Below are 17137 nucleotides of genomic sequence, written 5' to 3'. Positions count from 1 at the left end.
GTCGCGGCCCAAACCCAGCGGTCGCCGCGCAAGGGCCGCCCCGCCGCAGAGGCGGCGCTTTGCTGGCGTGCGCTGGCCGCTCAGGGGGTTGTCCCTCATTGTTCATTCCGATTCGAGCATGGCCTTGAGCAGCGGAATGGTGATGGCGCGCTGGGTGCGCAGCGCAAAGGCATCCAGTTGGTCCAGCAATTGCATCAGGCTGCCCAGATCCCGCGAGAAACGCTTGAGCATGAAGTCCATGACCTCGTCGCCCAGGAACACGCCCCGTGCGTCGGCCTCCTGGCGCAGCACCGCGCGGCGGGCGGTTTCATCGAGCAACTGCAGCTGAAACACATGGCCCCAGCCCATGCGGCTGCGCAGATCGTCGCGCAGCGGCAGGTCGGCCGGGGGCAAATCGCCAGCCGCAAGCACCCAGCGCTGGCCGCCCGTGGCCGGGTTGATGGCATTCACAAACCAGTTGAAGGCACTGGCCTGCTGCGCAGTGTTGTAAAGATGCACTTCGTCCATCACCACGGCCGCCCAGCGTTCGTCAAAGTCTGGCGGGTTGGCCACGGAGGCGTCCATCCAGCCCACGCTGGCGCCCTGCTCGTGCAGGGCTTCGCACACGGCCTTGAGCAAATGGGTTTTGCCGCTACCCGCCTCGCCCCACAAATAGGTGGGCACCGGTGAGCGCGTGCTTTGGCTGCTGCCCTCACCCGCCCACAGGCGCAAGTGTTGCAAAGCAGCATCATTGGGGCCTGCATAGAAGCTCGACAGCGTCGGCCCGGTGACCAGGCCGATATCCAGCGCCAGCTGCTTCATGGCAGCAGCCTGCTGGGCGACATGCTGGAGCGAGAAGAAAAAGCGTAGAACTGCATGGGCTCCAGAGAGAACAGAGAGAAAACAGGACAGTATGGAAGGGTTGCGGCGGGGTGGTCAGCGCGCAGCCCGTAAAATCTGGGCAAATTTTAGTCTGCTGCGCACGCTGGTCCGTGCTTACCCTGCCATGAGCAACTCTGCCGCTACCCCTACCCCCCTGTCCTACAAAGACGCTGGCGTTGACATCGACGCCGGTGACGCCCTTGTCGAGCGCATCAAGCCCCTGGCCAAAAAAACCATGCGCGAAGGCGTGCTGGCAGGCATTGGCGGCTTTGGCGCCCTGTTTGAAGTGCCCAAGCGCTACAAGGAACCCGTGCTGGTCAGCGGCACCGACGGCGTGGGCACCAAGCTCAAGCTGGCGTTTGAATGGAACATGCACGACACCGTGGGCATCGACCTGGTGGCCATGAGCGTGAACGACGTGCTGGTGCAAGGCGCCGAGCCCCTGTTCTTCCTCGACTACTTTGCCTGCGGCAAGCTCGATGTGGACACGGCCGCTGCCGTGGTGGGCGGCATTGCCAAGGGCTGCGAGTTGTCTGGCTGCGCACTGATTGGCGGCGAAACCGCCGAAATGCCCGGCATGTACCCCGCTGGCGAATACGACCTGGCCGGTTTTGCCGTGGGCGCGGTCGAAAAATCCAAAATCCTGACCGGCCAAACCGTGCAGCCCGGCGACGTCGTGCTGGGGCTGGCCAGCCACGGCGTGCATTCCAACGGCTTCAGCCTGGTGCGCAAGTGCATTGACCGCGCCGAAGCCGCTGGCACCGTGCCCGCCACGCTGGACGGCAAGCCCTTCAAGCAAGCCATCATGGAGCCCACCCGCCTGTACGTGAAGAACGTGCTGGCCGCGCTGGCCCAGCACCCCATCAAGGCCCTGGCCCACATCACCGGCGGCGGCCTGCTGGAGAACATTCCCCGCGTGCTGCCCGAAGGCACTGCAGCCCACCTGACCAAGGGCAGCTGGCCCCAGACCGAGCTGTTTGCCTGGCTGCAAAAGACCGCAGGCATCGACGACATCGAGATGAACCGCACCTTCAACAACGGCATTGGCATGGTGGTGGTGGTTGATGCCGCCAACGCTGAGGCCACAGCCGCCACGCTGCGCGCTGCAGGCGAGCAGGTCTACACCATCGGCGCCATTGCGCCGCGCGGCGAAGGTGCCGCCGTGGTCGTTGGCTGATCTGCAGCACGCGCATGGCGCAGCACCAGCCCCCAGCCCTCCCGCCTGAGTCGCCCTCGGCAGCGCTCACCAGCTACACCGCACCGTCGCAGCCCCTGTGGGCTGCGCGCTCGGGCATTGTGTTGGCCAGCTACCTGCTGATGGCCTCTGCCTTGCTGCTGGTGATGTGGCGCGGGCTGCTGCCCGGGCTGCTGTGCGTGTGCCTGGGCTTCTTGCTCACCCGCGCCCTCACGGGCTGGCTCACGGCCGGGTTGCACCGCCTGCAAGGCGCCAATGCGGCGCAGCGCGGCACGCCCCGCGCCGCCCAGGTGGTGGCCGCCGCCGTGGTCATGCTCATGCCCCTGGCATTGCTGGCGGCCGGGCTCACCCACTCGCGCGGGTACCTGGTCGATGCACCGCAGCAATACCGCGAGCTGCTCACCTACATGGCCCGCACAGTGCTGGAACTGCGCCTGAAGCTACCCGCCGATATGGCCGCCCACCTGCCCGAAGGCGCGGCAGAAATCCAGCGCATCATCGCCAGCTACCTGGGCGCCAAGGCGGGCGCACTGGCCATGGCCGGGCGCGCGTGGCTGGGCAGCGTGCTGTTTGCCTATGTGGGCCTGCTCATCGGCTCCCTGGCGGCGGTGCGCACCTCCAAAGCCTCCCTGGGGCCACTCGCCCAGCAGCTCGCCCAGCGCATCACGCTGTTTGGCGAGGCGTTCCGGCAAATCGTGGCCGCCCAGTTCTGGATTGCGGCGTTCAACACGCTGCTGACCGCGCTCTTCCTGCTGTTTGTGCTGCCTTTCTGGGGCATGGCCCTGCCCTACACCCCGGTGCTCATCACCCTCACGTTTATCGCGGGGCTGGTGCCCATCGTGGGCAACTTGCTGTGCAACGTGGTGATGACCATCGTAGGCCTGTCGGTGTCCCCCATGGCAGCCGCCGCCTGCCTGGGCTTTCTGATCCTGATCCACAAGGCCGAATACGTCATCAACGCCAAGGTGGTGGGCCAGCGCACCCAGATGGGCGTGTGGGAGTTGCTGAGTGTGATGTTTGTGGCCGAGGCCATTTTTGGCCCGGCCGGGCTGGTGGCGGCGCCCTTGTTTTACGCCTACCTCAAAAAAGAGCTGGTCGCTGCACGGCTGGTTTGATTCGCCCGCCCACTCCATTCAAAATTGATAGCGCCTTGCGCTTATTCAACGAGCACCAGAGGCATATTTAGCCCCAAATTCCCAAGACCCTGCTCTAAGCCAGGCGCCCAAACTGCCTTGCGACAAAAGCCCAGGCCAGTGCTGACGCGTCAGGCCCCGCCGGGTCGCTGTGGGGCAAGCCTGGGGCCCCGCCGCTCCAGGCGTGGCCCAGCCCGGTGATCTCCCGCACCGACACCACCACCTGACCGTGGGCCTTGAACTCCATGGCCTGCATGGGGTAGCGCTGGCCCCGGCGCAGGGTGCGCGATGCCGTCGCCCGTGCGCCCGCAGCACTGGCCCACAGCACCGCCGTGGCGGCGGCATTGCGCACCGAGACAACGCCATCGGCATCGCCATGCAGGATGAGCAGCGGCGGCAGGGACTGGCGATCTGCCGCAACCCCATCGCCAACGCCCCCCAAGCCGCCCGCAGGCAGCGGAGCCTGTGCGATCGGCAAATGTGCATCGCGGCTGCCACGCATGGCGGCCACGGCGGTGGCGGCGGATTCAGCCGTGCCTGGGGCCACCCCGGAGTGCATGACCACCGCGCAAAAGCGCGATGGGTAGCGCGCCGCCAGCAGCGCAGCCATGCTGCCGCCAGCAGACAAGCCCGCCACAGCCACACGCTCCAGATCCACCGGATGGCGGCGCGCAACCTGGTCTACAGCGGCCAGCAAGGTGGCGGCCTCGGCATCGGCCTTGCCACTGCGGCGGTCGTACCAGTTCCAGCAACCATGGGCATTGGCCACACGCTCTTGCTCGGGGTACAGCACCAAAAAACGCTTGCGCGCCGCCAGGCGGTTCATGCGCGAGCTGGCAGCCAGGTCGCGCCCCGTTTGCCCGCAGCCATGCAACATGACCAGCAACGGAAACGACTCCCCCGGGGCTGGCGCCAACCCCGCAGGCACAAAAAGATGGAAGCGCCGCGCCCCTGCCGGGCCGGGGGCAATCCCCGCCAACCACTCGGAAGACGCACCTGCCAGCGGGGTGCTGCGCCTGGGCGCCGCCCGCGCCGCTTTGCGGGCCACAGCGCCACCCTGCGCAGGCGCGTGTTTCTTGCCCTTCACAGGCTTGGCCACGCGCACCAACGCCGCCAGGTTGCGTCGGTAAGCGCGGGTGAGCGCCGCCAACGAAAACAGACTGCTTTTGTGAGGCATGGGGGCAATGGCTCCAGAAAACAAGGGAAAACCCTGATCACCATAGCAGGTATTGGCCCAAGCCTTGATTTACGGCAGGTTGCAAACCACGCCAGCAAGGCACGGGCCCGGTGCGCGGCTCCTACATAGCCCGCTCATGTCCCACAAAAGCCCCAAAAAGACTACACACAGATTTTTCTATGTATGTCCTGATTTGATCGAAACTCGTCCAACCTTGAACTGACGGCGGGCTGTAGCGCTTTCAAAATAAGCGCATATCCACCCACTTGCAAAAGGCTGTTCCATGAAAACTTGTCTGATAGTGATTGATGTCCAGGAATCGTTTCGGCACCGCCCGTTTTTCACAGAAACAGGCCTGCCCGCCTACCTGGCTGCACAAAATGCCTTGATCGAGGGCTGCATCGCCCAGGGCATTCCCGTGGTGCGGGTGTTTCACTCCGAAGGGCCAGAGACGGCCGCCAATCCCTTCTCGCAGACTTCCGGCCACGTGAGCCCCCTGAAGGGCCTTGCGGACTTTGATGCTGCAGCCACCTTCACCAAGTCGCGCCATAGCGCGCTGGTGGGTACGGGCCTGGATGTGTGGCTGACACGCCATGGGATTCAGAACCTCATCATCAGCGGCATCCGCACCGAGCAATGCTGCGAAACCACCACCCGCCACGCCTCTGACCTGGGCTGGAACGTGGACTATGTGCTGGACGCCACCCACACCTGGGACATGGTGCAGCTCGACGGCCAGACGCTGGCGGCCGCCGACATCAAAACCCGCACCGCGACCGTGCTGCAAGGCCGCTTTGCCACGCTGTGCACGGTGGATGAGGCACTTGCACGGGCCCAGTCTGCCGCCTTGACCGGGGTGCACGCATGAGCCACCCCCTGAACATCGCCATCTTGGTGTTTGACGATGTGGAAGCCCTGGACCTGGGCGGCCCCTATGAAGTCTTCACCACGGCCACCCGCATGCACCAACGCGCGCAGCCCGGTGCAGCCCCGGCCTTCAGCGTGCAATGCGTGGCCCGTACCCTGGATGCCATACGCGCCCGCGCTGGGCTGCGGGTGTTGCCAGATGCCGACTTTGCCAGCGCGGCAGCGCCTGATGTGCTGGTCGTGCCGGGCGGCGTGGTCGACACCGCCGCCGCATGCCCCGCCACGCGCCAGTGGGTGGCACAGGCCGCCCAGAGCGCCAGCATCACCGCGTCGGTGTGCACCGGGGCGTTCATTCTGGCGGCGGCCGGTGTGCTGCGTGAGGGGCCCGTCACCACCCACTGGGAAGACATTGGCGATCTGCGCGCGCAGTTTCCACAACTCACCGTGCAAGAGCATGTGCGCTGGGTCGATCAGGGGCGGCTGGTCACCTCGGCGGGCATCAGCGCAGGCATCGACATGAGCCTGCACCTGGTCAGCCGCTTGCTGAGCCCCGCCCTGGCCGAGCGCACAGCCCGTCAAATGGACACGCCCTGGAACCCTACGCCTTAAACCACGCCGCCCACCGCCAGGCGGCGCCAGCTGCATGGCGGGTGGGCCAAAATAAGCGATGCCAGAAACACACCCCATCCATGTCTACTTTGCCCTGTTGCCAGGCAGCCTGGTGCTCGACTGGGCGGGCCCTGCCGAGGCACTGCGCATTGCCAACCAGGCGCTGGTGGCACAAGGGCAGCCTGCGCGGTTTGTGCAGCACTTCATCAGCCCCACGCCGCAGTCTGTGACCTCGGTGGGGGCCATGCTGACCGGCTTGGCGCCGCTGCCCACCCCCCTGGCGCAACCCGCCTGGGTGGTGCTGGTGGGCTTGGCGGGGCAGCGCATTGACGTGGACAACCCCGAGGCACGCGCCTTGCTGCACTGGCTGCGCGGCCTGCGGCTGGCGGCGGGGCAGCTGGAGCTGGTGACCGTGTGCGCTGGTGCCGTGCTGGCGGCGCACGCGGGCTTGCTCAGCGGCCGCCGTGCCACCACACACCACCTGCACCTGGGCGAGCTGGCGCAAGTGGACCCGCGCTGCGACGTGGCCGCCAACCGCGTGTTTGTGGCCGATGGCCCGGTGCACAGCAGCGCCGGGGTGACCACGGGCATCGACCTGCTGCTGCACCGCATCAGCGAAACCTGCAGCCCCGCGCTGGCCGCCCAGGTGGCGCAGGCCATGGTGGTGGCCCTGCGCCGTGGGCCCAACGACCCGGAGTTCTCGCCCTTTCTGCACCACCGCAACCACTTGCACCCCGCCCTGCACCGCGTGCAGGATGCCATCGGGCAGCAGCCCCAGTCGCCGTGGAATGTGCCCGCCATGGCCGAGGTGGCCCACACCTCGCCCAGGCACCTGACCCGTTTGTTTCTGGAGCACGCAGGCATTGCGCCGCTGCAGTACCTGCGCCGCATCCGCCTGGCCACCGCCGAGGCAGCCCTACAGTCGGGTCGCAACGTCACCCAGGCCGCAGAGTTGGCAGGGTTCAGCTCAGACACGCAGTTGCGGCGGGCCTGGCACCAGTTTGGCCGCAGCGGCACGCCATCGCAGTCCGGCGGCAGTGTGCACGGGCACTGATGCGGACCTTTGCCCAGCCAGGTGGGATAGGTGCCATTTCAGCCCCTAGCGCCCGATAAATAAGCGCCAGAAGCTACCAAAAAAGGAGCAAAAACACCCTGCAGACTGGCTCACAACTTCGCCCACACCTTCTCGTCAGTACGCCTCGGGCACGTACATGGAGGCAGGCACCGGCTGGCGCAGGTATTCAGGGTTGCGCACCCGGTCTGGCAGCACCACGGGGGCGTGGGGCACCTCCTGGTAAGGCAACTGGCCCAGCAGGTGGGCAATGCAGTTGAGGCGGGCCTTTTTCTTGTCGACCGCCTGCACCACCCACCAGGGCGCTTCGGGGATGTGGGTGCGCTCCAGCATCGTTTCTTTGGCCTTGGTGTAGGCCTCCCAGCGCACACGGCTTTCCAGGTCCATGGGGCTGAGCTTCCACTGCTTGAGCGGGTCATGGATGCGCCCCAGAAAGCGCAGGTGCTGCTCCTCATCGGTGATGGAGAACCAGTATTTGACCAGCGTGATGCCCGAGCGCACGAGCATTCTTTCAAAGTCAGGCACGGTGCGGAAAAACTCTTCGTACTCGTCGTCAGAGCAAAAGCCCATCACCCGCTCAACGCCCGCGCGGTTGTACCAGCTGCGGTCAAACAGCACCATCTCACCGGCCGCCGGCAGGTGCGCCACATAGCGCTGAAAGTACCACTGCGTGCGCTCACGGTCATTGGGCGCAGGCAGTGCGGCCACGCGGGCCACGCGCGGGTTCAGCCGCTGGGTGATGCGCTTGATGACGCCGCCCTTGCCCGCCGCGTCGCGGCCTTCAAACAAGATCACCACCTTCTGGCGACTGTGCTGCACCCAGTCTTGCAGCTTGACCAGCTCACCCTGCAGGCGAAACAGCTCTTTGAAGTAACGCTGGCGCTCCAGCTTGTCCGTGGCCACCAGGTCGCCCTCTTCGTCCACGTTGCGGTCCTCGATCTCCAGCTCCAACTCTTCGTCGTAGCTGTCGATCAGATCATTGGCGATGCGCTGCATCAGGTCCTGGGCGTCGAACGGGGCGTTCTGGAGCATAGTGGTCAGAAGTGCAAAAAAGATGGCGCCGATGCTGCCCAGCCCCGGTGACAAAGTGATGACAGCCACGGAAAAGTCATGAAAAAGTCACACAACCGCCGCAACATCACAGGCTGTCCTCAGCACCTCCGTTCTTTGTTTTCGCCCTCCCCTCTTCATGACTGCACCCCTTGCCAGCACGGCACCCCATGGCGGCTACGGAGGCGATACCGCAGGCCTGATCTGTGGCTATCTGATGCAAGACGGCGGCCACCACGCCCGCCCCCTGGACAGCACCGAGGCCGTGCAGTGGCTGGACGCCCATCGACTGCAAGGCGCAGCACCAGACACCGCGGCGCCGCAGGACCCCGCCCAGCCTGCCGCCTTTGTGTGGCTGCATTTCAACCTGGCCCACGCGCAAGCCGTGCGCTGGATGCAGCGCCACGCCGACCTGCCTGACGCTTTTTTTGAAGCCCTCAAAGACGGCTCGTACTCCACCCGCATCGAGCGCGATGACGACGCCTTGATGGGCGTGCTCAACGATGCGCACTTTGACTTCGCGTTCGAGCCGTCCGACATTGCCACGCTGTGGATCTGCGTGCTGCCCCACCTGGTCATCACCGCGCGGGCGCACCCGCTGCGATCGGTGGATGCTCTGCGCACGGCGGTGCGCCAGGGGCACACCCCGCGCTCGAGCGTGGCGCTGCTGGAGCAGCTGATGCGCACCCAGGCGGCAGGGCTGGTGGACATCGTGCGCGGCGTGACGCAGCGCATCGACGGCATTGAAGACGAGTTGCTGGCAGGCCGGCTCAACCACAAACGCGCCCGCCTGGGCGTGCTGCGCAGGCTGCTGGTGCGGCTGCAGCGCCTGCTGGCGCCCGAGCCCGCAGCCCTGTTCCGGCTGCTGGCACACCCGCCGCACTGGATGGGGGCTGAAGATGTGCAGGAGCTGCGCGACTCGACCGAAGAGTTCTCGGTCGTGCTGCGCGACATGCAGGGGCTGCAAGAGCGCATCAAGCTGCTGCAGGAGGAGCTGGCCGCCAGCGTGCAAGAGGCCAACAGCCGCAGCCTGTTTGTGCTGACGGTGGTCACAGTGCTGGCGCTGCCCATCAACATCCTCACCGGGCTGCTGGGCATGAACGTGGGGGGCATTCCCCTGGCGGGCAGCGAGCACGGCTTTTGGGTGATCGTGTGCATTCTGGTGGTCTTTACCGCCGTGGCGGGCTGGCTGGCACTCAGGGGCACGCGGGACAACTGAGGCGCTGCCAAGCACGGCAGCAGCGTGCAACTACAATGCCGCCCCTGCCCTGTAGACCCGGCCCCGCGCCCTCACACCATGAACATCGTTGTCAACGAAGAACTCAAAGCCTATATCGACCCCCTGACCCCTGACGAGCACGATGCGCTGGAGCGCAGCATCTTGGCCGAGGGCTGCCGGGACGCCCTGGTGCTGTGGGGCGATGTGCTGGTGGACGGACACAACCGCTACGGCATTTGCCAAAAGCACAGCCTGCCTTTTCAGACGGTGCAAAACACCCACTTCCAGTCGATGGAAGACGTGCACCTGTGGATGATTGACCAGCACCTGGGCCGCCGCAGCGTGTCGGACTTTCAGCGCGGTGTGCTGGCACTGCGCAAGCGCGAAATCGTGGCCGACCGCCGTGCGCGCGCTGCGGCCGCCTTTGTGGCCAGCGCCCCGGCTGAAGAATCCCAAGCCGAGGCGGATCCGTCTACTGATGCAGCCACCGCCACCACCAGCGTAGCCCCTGCCGAAGACCTGAGCAGCCGCGAAGCCATCGCCCGCGCTGCACGCCTGAGCAGCAGCCAGGTGGTGATGATCGAGAAAATCCAGAAGCAGGCAGCGCCCGAGCTGGTGGCCGCCGTCAAGTCCGGCACCATCTCGCTCAATGCCGCTGCCGCTGTGGCCACGCTGCCCGCCGAAGAACAAGTGGCAGCCGCCGTGGCAGGCAAGGACGAACTGAAGCAAGCCGCCAAGCGCGTGCGCGAAGCCAAGCGCAAGACCCGCGAAGAGACGCCTGTAAAGGCCGCCGATGAGGCCGCAGCCCCCAGTGATGCCCCCGCCGCAGATGAACTGCAAACCCTGCGCGCCCGCGTGGCCGAGCTGACCGCAGAGAACGAAGCACTGCGCCAGCAACTGGCCCAACTGCGTGGGTCTGATGCGCCATCCACAGGGGGCGACGGGCAACCGTTTTAAGGCAGCACCCGGTTTTTTGACGCCGGGGTCAGAGGGCTTAGCTCAGCGAGCGCCGCAGCGCGCTGAGCCGGTCTGCCACCATGTCCACATCCAGCCCGTCTTCAGCGTGGGCCAGGTAGGCCTCCAGGTCCACCACGGCTTCTTTGGCGTGGCCCAGCTCGGCGTGGGCCAGGCCCCGGTCGCGCCGCTCACCCCAGGTCTGGGGGGACAGCACGATCAAGCGGTCCAGCACTGCCGTCAGGCGCTGCCAGTCTTGCTGGGCGCGGTGCACTTCCTTCAAGTTGCGCAGCATGCGGGCAATGATGTCGCGCGGTGTGGCGGCCTGCAAATACAGGCCCAGCGGCACGTCGTAGTCGTCCACCAGCCCACTTTGGCGCTTGTAGGGCTCCAGCCGCTCTGACAGGTCTTCGCGGCTGAGCGATTGGCCGTTGGTGGGGTCCATCACCACCTGCCCCTTGGGCAGCAGCACCTTCACCATGAAGTGCCCCGGAAACCCCACCCCGCGCACATGCAGTCCCAACCCTTGTGCCAGCTCCATCCACAGCACCGCCAGGCTGATCGGAATGCCCCGACGCGTGCGCAGCACCGCATTCAGGTAGCTGTTTTCGGGGTCGTAGTAGTTGTTGACGTTGCCCGCAAAGCCCAGGTCCGAAAAAAAGAACTGGTTGAGCATGTGCAGCCGCTGCAGCGCGGGTGCATCGACCGCCAGGCGCCTGCCAATGCGGGCCTGCATCTGGTCCACATCGCCCAGCAGTTGCTGCACGTCCAGCTCGGGGTATTCATCCTGGGCAATGCTGGCGGCCGCTTCGAGCAGGGGGAAGTGCTCATCGCTTTGCACCAGGCACGCGAAATATTCCAATGACGAGGGGACGGTGTAGCTCAGGGACATGGCAGATTTTGAGAACGAGCGGGCCGCAGCGTCAAGGCGCAAAACCCATGGATTCACCCGGCATTTCGGCGGTCCTGGCCTGGCCCTCGCAGCCCCACCGGCCAGGGACCATCAGCGCCGCAGCATTTGCCGCAGCTTGAGGCCTGCAGCCCACAGCGCGCCAAAGTACAAAGCCGCCGCGGCCGCCATTAATCCCGCCAGCAACAGCACCCGCTGGGCACTGTGGGCACGCAAGGCCACCCAGTCGAAATAGTGCGAGCCCCAGGCCAGCAAAATGGCCAGCAAGGCGCTGGCGGCCACCACCTGCAAGGCAAAGCGCGCCCAGCCCGGTTGCGGCTGGTAGCTGCCCTTGCGGATCAAGCCGATCAACAGCCACAAGGCGTTGACCAAGGCGCCCAGGCCAATCGACAGCGCCAGCCCGGCATGGTCGATGAGCGGCACCAGCACGGCGTTCAGAATTTGGGTAATGACCAGCACCGCGATGGCGATCTTGACCGGCGTGCGCACATCCTGGCTGGCGTAGTAGCCCGGCGCCAGCACCTTGATGGCCACCAGCCCCAGCAGGCCCGCGCCATACCCCGCCAGTGCCACGGCAATCTGCCCCACATCGCCATCGGCCAACTTGCCGTAATGGAACAAGGTGGCCACCAGTGGCTTGGAGAATGTGAGCAACGCCACCGCGCAGGGCACAGCCAGCAGCACCACAATGCGCAGCCCCCAGTCCATCATGGCCGAGTATTTGGCAGCATCGCCTGCCGCTTTGGCCGCCGTGAGCTGCGGTGTCAGCACCACCCCCAGCGCCACACCCAGCAGCGCCGTCGGGAACTCCATTAACCGGTCGGCATAAAACAGCCAGGTGACGCTGCCCGGAGTCAGGTACGAGGCGATCTGGGTGTTGATCATCAATGACACCTGCGCCACGCCCACGCCCAGCAAGATGGGCGCCATCAGCGCCAGCACGCGACGCACGCCCGGCTCGGCCCAGGCCGCCCGAATGGCGCCCCACGTCACGCCAATGCGCGGCATGAGCCCCATGCGCAGCAGCACCGGGATCTGCACCCCCAGTTGCAGAATGCCACCCAGCATCACCCCACCGGCCATGGCAAAGATGGGTTCAATGCCACGCGCCTCCAACTGCGGCGCCCCCAACCAGGCGGCGGCAATCATGCAGACGTTGAGCAGCACCGGCGAAGCGGCGGGCACCGCAAAGTGCTTCCAGGTGTTGAGGATACCGGCAGCCAGCGCCACCATGGACATGAAGCCGATGTAGGGGAACATCCAGCGCGTCATCAACACGGCGGCATCAAAGGCCTCAGGGCTTTGGCGCATACCACTGGCCAGCGCCCACACCAGCACGGGCGCGCCCAGCACACCCACCACACAGGTCAGCAGCAGCACCCAGGCCAGCACGGTGGCCACGGCAGCCATCAGCCGGCGGGTAGCTTCTTCGCCCTCTTTGGCCTTGGTGGTGGCCAGCACGGGCACAAAGGCCTGCGCAAACGCGCCCTCGGCAAACAAGCGGCGAAACAGGTTGGGAATGCGGAAGGCGACGTTGAAGGCGTCCGTGAGGGCGCTGGCGCCAAACAGGGACGCCATGAGCAGGTCGCGCGCCAGGCCCGTCACGCGGGAGGCCAGGGTCAGCAGGGATACGGTGGAGGCGGCTTTGAAAAGTGACACCGCCGGGAGTGTATTCGCTGCGCGCAGCCCTGGCCACGCAGCTGGCGCCCTTGTTGCGCTCGCTTACGTCCACCAGGCCAACGCCTATCTGGCGCCCCACCGGATGAGGCAATGGTGAAAGCCCAAGGCGGGGTCTTTGCCCCCCCTGCAGCCAAGCGGCACAACCGGGGCTGGCCCACTGTGGCTCGGGTGGGCTATAATCATCGGCTTTGCTGGCATCATCCTCAGACTCAAGGAACTTAAATCATGGCATCCGCTAAACCAAAGAAAAAGAACCCACGCCTGGCGTCGGGCCGCAAGCGCGTCCGTCAGGACGTCAAGATCAACGCAGCCAACACATCGCTGCGTTCCAAATACCGCACCGCTGTCAAGAACGTCGAAAAGGCTGTTCTGGCTGGCGACAAGGTGAAGGCTGCTGAAGCTTTCGCCAAGGCACAAAGCGTGGTCGATACCGTTGCCGACAAGGGCATCTTCCACAAGAACAAGGCAGCTCGCGATAAGAGCCGCCTGGCAGCCAAGGTGAAAGCCCTGGCACTGGCCGCCTGACCCACTTCAGGCAAACAGCACGGGTAGCCTCCGCTGCCCGCCGTTTGTAACGGGTGCGCTGTCAGCAAACATCAAAACCGCCTTCGGGCGGTTTTTTTGTGCCTGTAATTGAATGCACACCCAGCCAGCGCCACGCCGCAAGCACACGGTCTCACAGCGCCCGGCTTGCGCAGCGTGACCACGCCTGGGCGCAAACCCGCCGCACCCAAGCAACGGGCAAAGCAATTCAAGCCAAGGCGCAAGAAAACGGGGGCGTAAAAAAAGGCCTGTCAGGCCTTCGGGGTGGGGGCATCGGGAAGCAAGCACGCTTCAGCCACCTGCAGGTTGTTGTCCCTGGCAAAGTTGAGCACAAAGTCCCAGGCCATGGGCTCATGGTCGCGCAGGTCGCGGTGCACCACCACGCACTTAACGCCGTTGAGCGTGGTCGGGATGCACCAGGGCGAATAGCTCAGGTGGCTGCCCGGCCGCGAGCCTCCGGGGCGAAACTGGCTCATGACGCCAGCCAACCGCTCGGCCCAGTCGCTGGGCCTGAAGGTTTTCCCGTCATGGGTAATGCCCTGGATGAAGACTTCTTTTGTGGAGGGGGAAACCATCGGGGTCGCTTGGGTAAGTGGCAGCTCACCGCAGTGTTGCTACGGCCCCGCATTCTAACTCTTATATAAGAGCTAACCCGGTATTCCCAGTGGGTCGTCGGGTAACGCATTGCAGTGATGCGCAATTGTCAACAGCCAGCCATGGCTCTCCCCCTAGAATCGTGCTTCGTTTTTCGGGTTGAAGACCCCGTATCTGGTCTCTTACCGACCTATCGCTGGCCACAAGCCCAACCCTTTTTTGCACCGTCTGGAGATCTCTGCATGACCGCTTTCATTGAGGCAGCCTCGCCCCACGTAATGAACACCTATGGCCGCGTACCGATTGCGCTGGCTCGCGGTCAGGGCAGCCGAGTCTGGGACGTGAACGGCAAGGAGTACCTGGACGCGCTGGGCGGCATTGCCGTGAACACGCTGGGCCACAACCACCCCAAGCTGGTGCCTGCGCTGCAAGACCAGATCACCAAGCTCATCCACACCTCCAACTACTACCACTCGCCCCTGCAAGAGGCGCTGGCGGCCAAGCTGGTGGAGCGCTCGGGCATGACCAACGTGTTCTTCTGCAACTCGGGCCTGGAGGCCAACGAGGCCGCCATCAAGATCGCGCGCAAGTACGGCGTGGACAAGGGCATTGCCAAGCCCGAGATCGTGGTCTACGAAAAGGCCTTCCATGGCCGCTCGATCGCCACCATGTCGGCCACCGGCAACCCCAAGATCTACAGCGGCTTTGGCCCGCTGGTCGAAGGTTTTGTGCGCGTGCCGCTCAACGACATCGAAGCCATCAAGAAGACCACCGAAGGCAACCCCAATGTGGTCGCGGTGTTCTTTGAAACCATTCAGGGCGAAGGCGGCGTGAACCCCACCCGCGTGGAATACCTGCAGCAGCTGCGCGCCCTGTGCGACGAGCGCGGCTGGCTCATGATGATTGACGAAGTGCAGTGCGGCATGGGCCGCACCGGCAAGTGGTTTGCCCACCAGTGGGCGGGCATCGTGCCTGACGTGATGCCCCTGGCCAAAGGCCTGGGCTCGGGCGTGCCGATTGGCGCCGTGGTGGCGGGCCCCAAGGCCGCCAACGTGCTGCAGCCCGGCAACCATGGCACCACCTTTGGCGGCAACCAGCTGGCCATGCGTGCGGGCAACGAAACCATCCGCATCATGGAAGAAGACGGCCTGCTGCAAAACGCAGCGACCGTGGGCGCCCACCTGAAGGCAGCGCTGGAGCGCGAACTTGGCAGCCTGAGCGGCGTGAAGGAAATCCGCGGCCAGGGCCTGATGCTGGGCATTGAGCTGAACAAGCCCTGTGGCGCCCTCACCGGCCGCGCGGCCGAAGCGGGCCTGCTGATCAGCGTGACGGCTGACAGCGTCATCCGCCTGGTGCCCTCGCTGATCCTCACCGTGGCCGAGGCCGACGAAATCGTGGCCAAGCTCACCCCTCTGGTCAAAGCCATCCTGGCCGAATAAACCTTGCAGGGCACGCCACGGCGTGCCCTTTTTTGCCCATGAAACACTATCTGCAGTTCACCGACCTCACCGCTGACGAATACGCTTACCTGTTCGAGCGCGCTGCGATCATCAAGAAAAAGTTCAAGTCGTACGAGAAGCACCACCCGCTGGTTGACCGCACGCTGGCCATGATTTTTGAAAAGGCCAGCACCCGCACCCGCGTGAGCTTTGAGGCGGGCATGTACCAGCTGGGCGGCAGCGTGGTGCACCTGACCACTGGCGACAGCCAACTGGGCCGCGCGGAGCCTATTGAAGACAGCGCCAAGGTCATCAGCCGCATGACCGATCTGGTGATGATCCGCACTTACGAGCAGACCAAGCTAGAGCGCTTTGCCGCGCACTCGCGCGTGCCGGTCATCAATGGGCTGACCAACGAATACCACCCCTGCCAGATCCTGGCCGACATCTTCACGTACATCGAACACCGTGGCTCCATCGCGGGCAAGACGGTGGCCTGGGTGGGTGATGGCAACAACATGGCTAACACCTGGCTGCAGGCCGCTGCGCTGCTGGGCTTCAAGGTCAACGTGAGCACCCCTCGCGGCTATGAGATTGATGAAAAATTGGCCTCTGGCGCACACGGAGTAAGCGCGAGCAGCTATCAGTTCTATAGCGACCCACTCGAAGCCTGCAAGGGCGCTGACCTGGTCACCACCGATGTGTGGACCAGCATGGGCTACGAGGCTGAAAACGAGGCCCGCAAAAAGGCCTTTGCCGACTGGTGTGTGGACGCCGAAATGATGGCCGCCGCCCAGCCCGACGCCCTCTTCATGCACTGCCTGCCCGCGCACCGGGGCGAAGAAGTGGAAGCCGACGTGATCGACGGCCCGCAATCGGTGGTGTGGGATGAGGCAGAAAACAGGATGCACGTGCAAAAAGCACTCATGGAGTACCTTTTGCTCGGCCGCGTGGCATGACATGCAACGCGGTGGTGCGACAGCGCCAGCAGACTGTTTCGGTGCAGGCTCATGTCCGCAACGCGGACGTGAAGCAGCCCCAGGCTGCGGGCCGAAGCCAAAACCGGATGCACGTGCAAAAGGCGCTGATGGAGTACCTTTTGCTCGGCCGCATGGCGTAACGCCAAAGCGGGATGTTCCACCGCAGCACCGCTGACACCGACGCGCTGCTGGTGCAATGGGAGGCCCTGGGCACTGCTCTGGGCTGCCCTGCCAACGCGTGGATGAAAGAAGGCCAGCGCCTGCTACGCAGCTGGCAGCGCTGGCCCCGGGCGTACCACAACGCATCGCACCTGCAGGCCTGCCTGGACCACTGGCAGACGGTGCAAAACGAACTGCCCGGCGCGCTAGAGCAGCCCCACGCCGTAGCGCTGGCCCTGTGGTTTCACGACGCGGTGTATTGGCCCTGGAGCGCCCACAACGAGGCACGCAGCGCGCAGTGGGCCTCGCGCTTCCTCAGCGGCCAGCCGTTGCCACCCAGCCTGGTACGCACCGTGCACGAACACATCATGGCCACATGCCACAACCCGGGCGTGCTGCAGGGCGACGCCACTTGGGTGGTGGACATTGACCTGGCCGTGCTGGGTCAAAGCGATGCGGTGTACCGCCAGTTTGAGCGCAACGTGCGCAAGGAATATTTCTTTGTGCGCTGGCCACTCTACGTGGCCGGACGCAGTGCGGTGCTACAGGGCTTTCTGGACCGGCCGCGCAACTACCACAACGAGTGGTTTTTCTACCGCTACGAAGCACAGGCACGCGCCAACATGCGCAACGCTTTGGATGCGTTGCAAGCAGGGCAAATTTACGCGTAGCTGCAACGCTGACGCTGGGAAAGG

17 protein-coding genes are annotated in these 17137 nt (G+C 65.0%); 11 read left to right on the top strand and 6 right to left on the bottom strand.

Going from position 1 to position 17137, the window contains the following annotated elements; genetic code table 11:
- Positions 1-102: 102 nt before the first annotated feature.
- Positions 103-801 carry a DnaA regulatory inactivator Hda gene (gene hda, locus CLU88_RS00740; RefSeq protein ID WP_099654953.1) on the bottom strand — a complete coding sequence of 233 codons (699 nt, stop codon included), beginning with the start codon at positions 799-801 and terminating at the stop codon, positions 103-105.
- A gap of 184 nt (positions 802-985) precedes the next feature.
- Here hda and purM point away from each other — a divergent pair, with 184 nt between their 5' ends.
- The gene (gene purM / locus CLU88_RS00735) at positions 986-2038 is read left to right on the top strand and encodes a phosphoribosylformylglycinamidine cyclo-ligase (RefSeq protein ID WP_099654952.1); all 1053 of its coding nucleotides are present in this window, start codon (positions 986-988) and stop codon (positions 2036-2038) included.
- Between the two features lie 14 nt (positions 2039-2052).
- Positions 2053-3171, top strand: coding sequence for an AI-2E family transporter (locus tag CLU88_RS00730; RefSeq protein ID WP_099654951.1), 1119 nt, complete (start codon positions 2053-2055; stop codon positions 3169-3171).
- Between the two features lie 94 nt (positions 3172-3265).
- Here the strand turns inward: CLU88_RS00730 and CLU88_RS00725 are convergent, their stop codons facing one another.
- A complete protein-coding gene (locus tag CLU88_RS00725) occupies positions 3266-4366 on the bottom strand; it encodes a PHB depolymerase family esterase (RefSeq protein ID WP_099658540.1) in 1101 nt (366 codons plus the stop codon).
- Positions 4367-4649: 283 nt separating this feature from the next.
- Between CLU88_RS00725 and CLU88_RS00720 the strand changes: the two genes are divergently transcribed.
- From CLU88_RS00720 to CLU88_RS00710, 3 genes are read left to right on the top strand one after another with little or no spacing between them, the layout of a single operon-like run.
- On the top strand, positions 4650-5234 hold the full coding sequence (locus CLU88_RS00720) for a cysteine hydrolase family protein (RefSeq protein WP_099654950.1): 585 nt from the start codon (positions 4650-4652) through the stop codon (positions 5232-5234).
- Positions 5231-5842 carry a DJ-1/PfpI family protein gene (locus CLU88_RS00715; RefSeq protein WP_099654949.1) on the top strand — a complete coding sequence of 204 codons (612 nt, stop codon included), beginning with the start codon at positions 5231-5233 and terminating at the stop codon, positions 5840-5842. The genes CLU88_RS00720 and CLU88_RS00715 overlap by 4 nt, the downstream gene beginning before the upstream one ends.
- A 58-nt stretch (positions 5843-5900) precedes the next feature.
- The gene (locus CLU88_RS00710) at positions 5901-6896 is read left to right on the top strand and encodes a GlxA family transcriptional regulator (protein ID WP_099654948.1); all 996 of its coding nucleotides are present in this window, start codon (positions 5901-5903) and stop codon (positions 6894-6896) included.
- A 135-nt stretch (positions 6897-7031) separates the two neighbouring features.
- On the opposite strand, the gene ppk2 is transcribed toward CLU88_RS00710, so the two are convergent.
- Complete coding sequence (ppk2, locus tag CLU88_RS00705) at positions 7032-7946, bottom strand: polyphosphate kinase 2 (protein ID WP_099658539.1); 915 nt, start codon at positions 7944-7946, stop codon at positions 7032-7034.
- Positions 7947-8103: 157 nt separating this feature from the next.
- Here ppk2 and CLU88_RS00700 point away from each other — a divergent pair, with 157 nt between their 5' ends.
- On the top strand, positions 8104-9183 hold the full coding sequence (locus CLU88_RS00700; protein WP_233205331.1) for a transporter: 1080 nt from the start codon (positions 8104-8106) through the stop codon (positions 9181-9183).
- A gap of 78 nt (positions 9184-9261) precedes the next feature.
- A complete protein-coding gene (locus CLU88_RS00695; protein ID WP_099654947.1) occupies positions 9262-10140 on the top strand; it encodes a plasmid replication/partition related protein in 879 nt (292 codons plus the stop codon).
- Between the two features lie 37 nt (positions 10141-10177).
- On the opposite strand, the gene CLU88_RS00690 is transcribed toward CLU88_RS00695, so the two are convergent.
- Together CLU88_RS00690 and murJ are read right to left on the bottom strand one after the other, a co-directional pair.
- Positions 10178-11029, bottom strand: a complete 852-nt coding sequence (locus CLU88_RS00690) for a SirB1 family protein (RefSeq protein ID WP_099654946.1) — start codon at positions 11027-11029, stop codon at positions 10178-10180.
- Between the two features lie 111 nt (positions 11030-11140).
- Positions 11141-12706: a murein biosynthesis integral membrane protein MurJ gene (murJ, locus tag CLU88_RS00685; protein ID WP_099654945.1), complete on the bottom strand. Its 1566-nt coding sequence runs from the start codon at positions 12704-12706 to the stop codon at positions 11141-11143.
- 246 nt (positions 12707-12952) lie between these two features.
- Here murJ and rpsT point away from each other — a divergent pair, with 246 nt between their 5' ends.
- A complete protein-coding gene (gene rpsT, locus CLU88_RS00680) occupies positions 12953-13252 on the top strand; it encodes a 30S ribosomal protein S20 (RefSeq protein ID WP_044398144.1) in 300 nt (99 codons plus the stop codon).
- A gap of 269 nt (positions 13253-13521) precedes the next feature.
- On the opposite strand, the gene CLU88_RS00675 is transcribed toward rpsT, so the two are convergent.
- Positions 13522-13845, bottom strand: a complete 324-nt coding sequence (locus tag CLU88_RS00675; protein WP_099654944.1) for a DUF3579 domain-containing protein — start codon at positions 13843-13845, stop codon at positions 13522-13524.
- A gap of 261 nt (positions 13846-14106) precedes the next feature.
- On the opposite strand from CLU88_RS00675, the gene CLU88_RS00670 reads away from it, so the two are divergent.
- The 3 genes from CLU88_RS00670 to CLU88_RS00660 all read left to right on the top strand — a co-directional run bounded on the left by CLU88_RS00670 (position 14107) and on the right by CLU88_RS00660 (position 17113).
- Complete coding sequence (locus CLU88_RS00670) at positions 14107-15303, top strand: aspartate aminotransferase family protein (RefSeq protein ID WP_099654943.1); 1197 nt, start codon at positions 14107-14109, stop codon at positions 15301-15303.
- Between the two features lie 38 nt (positions 15304-15341).
- Positions 15342-16262 carry an ornithine carbamoyltransferase gene (argF, locus tag CLU88_RS00665; RefSeq protein WP_099654942.1) on the top strand — a complete coding sequence of 307 codons (921 nt, stop codon included), beginning with the start codon at positions 15342-15344 and terminating at the stop codon, positions 16260-16262.
- 173 nt (positions 16263-16435) lie between these two features.
- Positions 16436-17113 (top strand): hypothetical protein, encoded by a 678-nt coding sequence (locus CLU88_RS00660; RefSeq protein WP_099654941.1) that lies wholly within the window; start codon positions 16436-16438, stop codon positions 17111-17113.
- Positions 17114-17137: the final 24 nt, after the last annotated feature.

This window comes from Acidovorax sp. 56 (genome assembly GCF_002749705.1).
Classification (GTDB): Bacteria; Pseudomonadota; Gammaproteobacteria; order Burkholderiales; family Burkholderiaceae_C; genus Acidovorax.
Note: the sequence above shows the minus strand (reverse complement) of the source record. Positions and strands in the feature narration are given on the sequence as shown.

Excerpts from the sequence above, each read along its gene's own strand:
- CLU88_RS00695 (WP_099654947.1), top strand. The coding sequence starts at position 9,262 with ATGAACATCGTTGTCAACGAAGAACTCAAAGCCTATATCGACCCCCTG.
- CLU88_RS00700 (WP_233205331.1), top strand. The coding sequence starts at position 8,104 with ATGACTGCACCCCTTGCCAGCACGGCACCCCATGGCGGCTACGGAGGC.
- CLU88_RS00730 (WP_099654951.1), top strand. The coding sequence starts at position 2,053 with ATGGCGCAGCACCAGCCCCCAGCCCTCCCGCCTGAGTCGCCCTCGGCA.
- CLU88_RS00710 (WP_099654948.1), top strand. The coding sequence starts at position 5,901 with ATGCCAGAAACACACCCCATCCATGTCTACTTTGCCCTGTTGCCAGGC.
- CLU88_RS00690 (WP_099654946.1), bottom strand. The coding sequence starts at position 11,029 with ATGTCCCTGAGCTACACCGTCCCCTCGTCATTGGAATATTTCGCGTGC.
- argF (WP_099654942.1), top strand. The coding sequence starts at position 15,342 with ATGAAACACTATCTGCAGTTCACCGACCTCACCGCTGACGAATACGCT.
- rpsT (WP_044398144.1), top strand. The coding sequence starts at position 12,953 with ATGGCATCCGCTAAACCAAAGAAAAAGAACCCACGCCTGGCGTCGGGC.
- purM (WP_099654952.1), top strand. The coding sequence starts at position 986 with ATGAGCAACTCTGCCGCTACCCCTACCCCCCTGTCCTACAAAGACGCT.
- CLU88_RS00670 (WP_099654943.1), top strand. The coding sequence starts at position 14,107 with ATGACCGCTTTCATTGAGGCAGCCTCGCCCCACGTAATGAACACCTAT.
- CLU88_RS00675 (WP_099654944.1), bottom strand. The coding sequence starts at position 13,845 with ATGGTTTCCCCCTCCACAAAAGAAGTCTTCATCCAGGGCATTACCCAT.
- CLU88_RS00660 (WP_099654941.1), top strand. The coding sequence starts at position 16,436 with ATGTTCCACCGCAGCACCGCTGACACCGACGCGCTGCTGGTGCAATGG.
- hda (WP_099654953.1), bottom strand. The coding sequence starts at position 801 with ATGAAGCAGCTGGCGCTGGATATCGGCCTGGTCACCGGGCCGACGCTG.
- CLU88_RS00715 (WP_099654949.1), top strand. The coding sequence starts at position 5,231 with ATGAGCCACCCCCTGAACATCGCCATCTTGGTGTTTGACGATGTGGAA.
- ppk2 (WP_099658539.1), bottom strand. The coding sequence starts at position 7,946 with ATGCTCCAGAACGCCCCGTTCGACGCCCAGGACCTGATGCAGCGCATC.
- CLU88_RS00720 (WP_099654950.1), top strand. The coding sequence starts at position 4,650 with ATGAAAACTTGTCTGATAGTGATTGATGTCCAGGAATCGTTTCGGCAC.
- CLU88_RS00725 (WP_099658540.1), bottom strand. The coding sequence starts at position 4,366 with ATGCCTCACAAAAGCAGTCTGTTTTCGTTGGCGGCGCTCACCCGCGCT.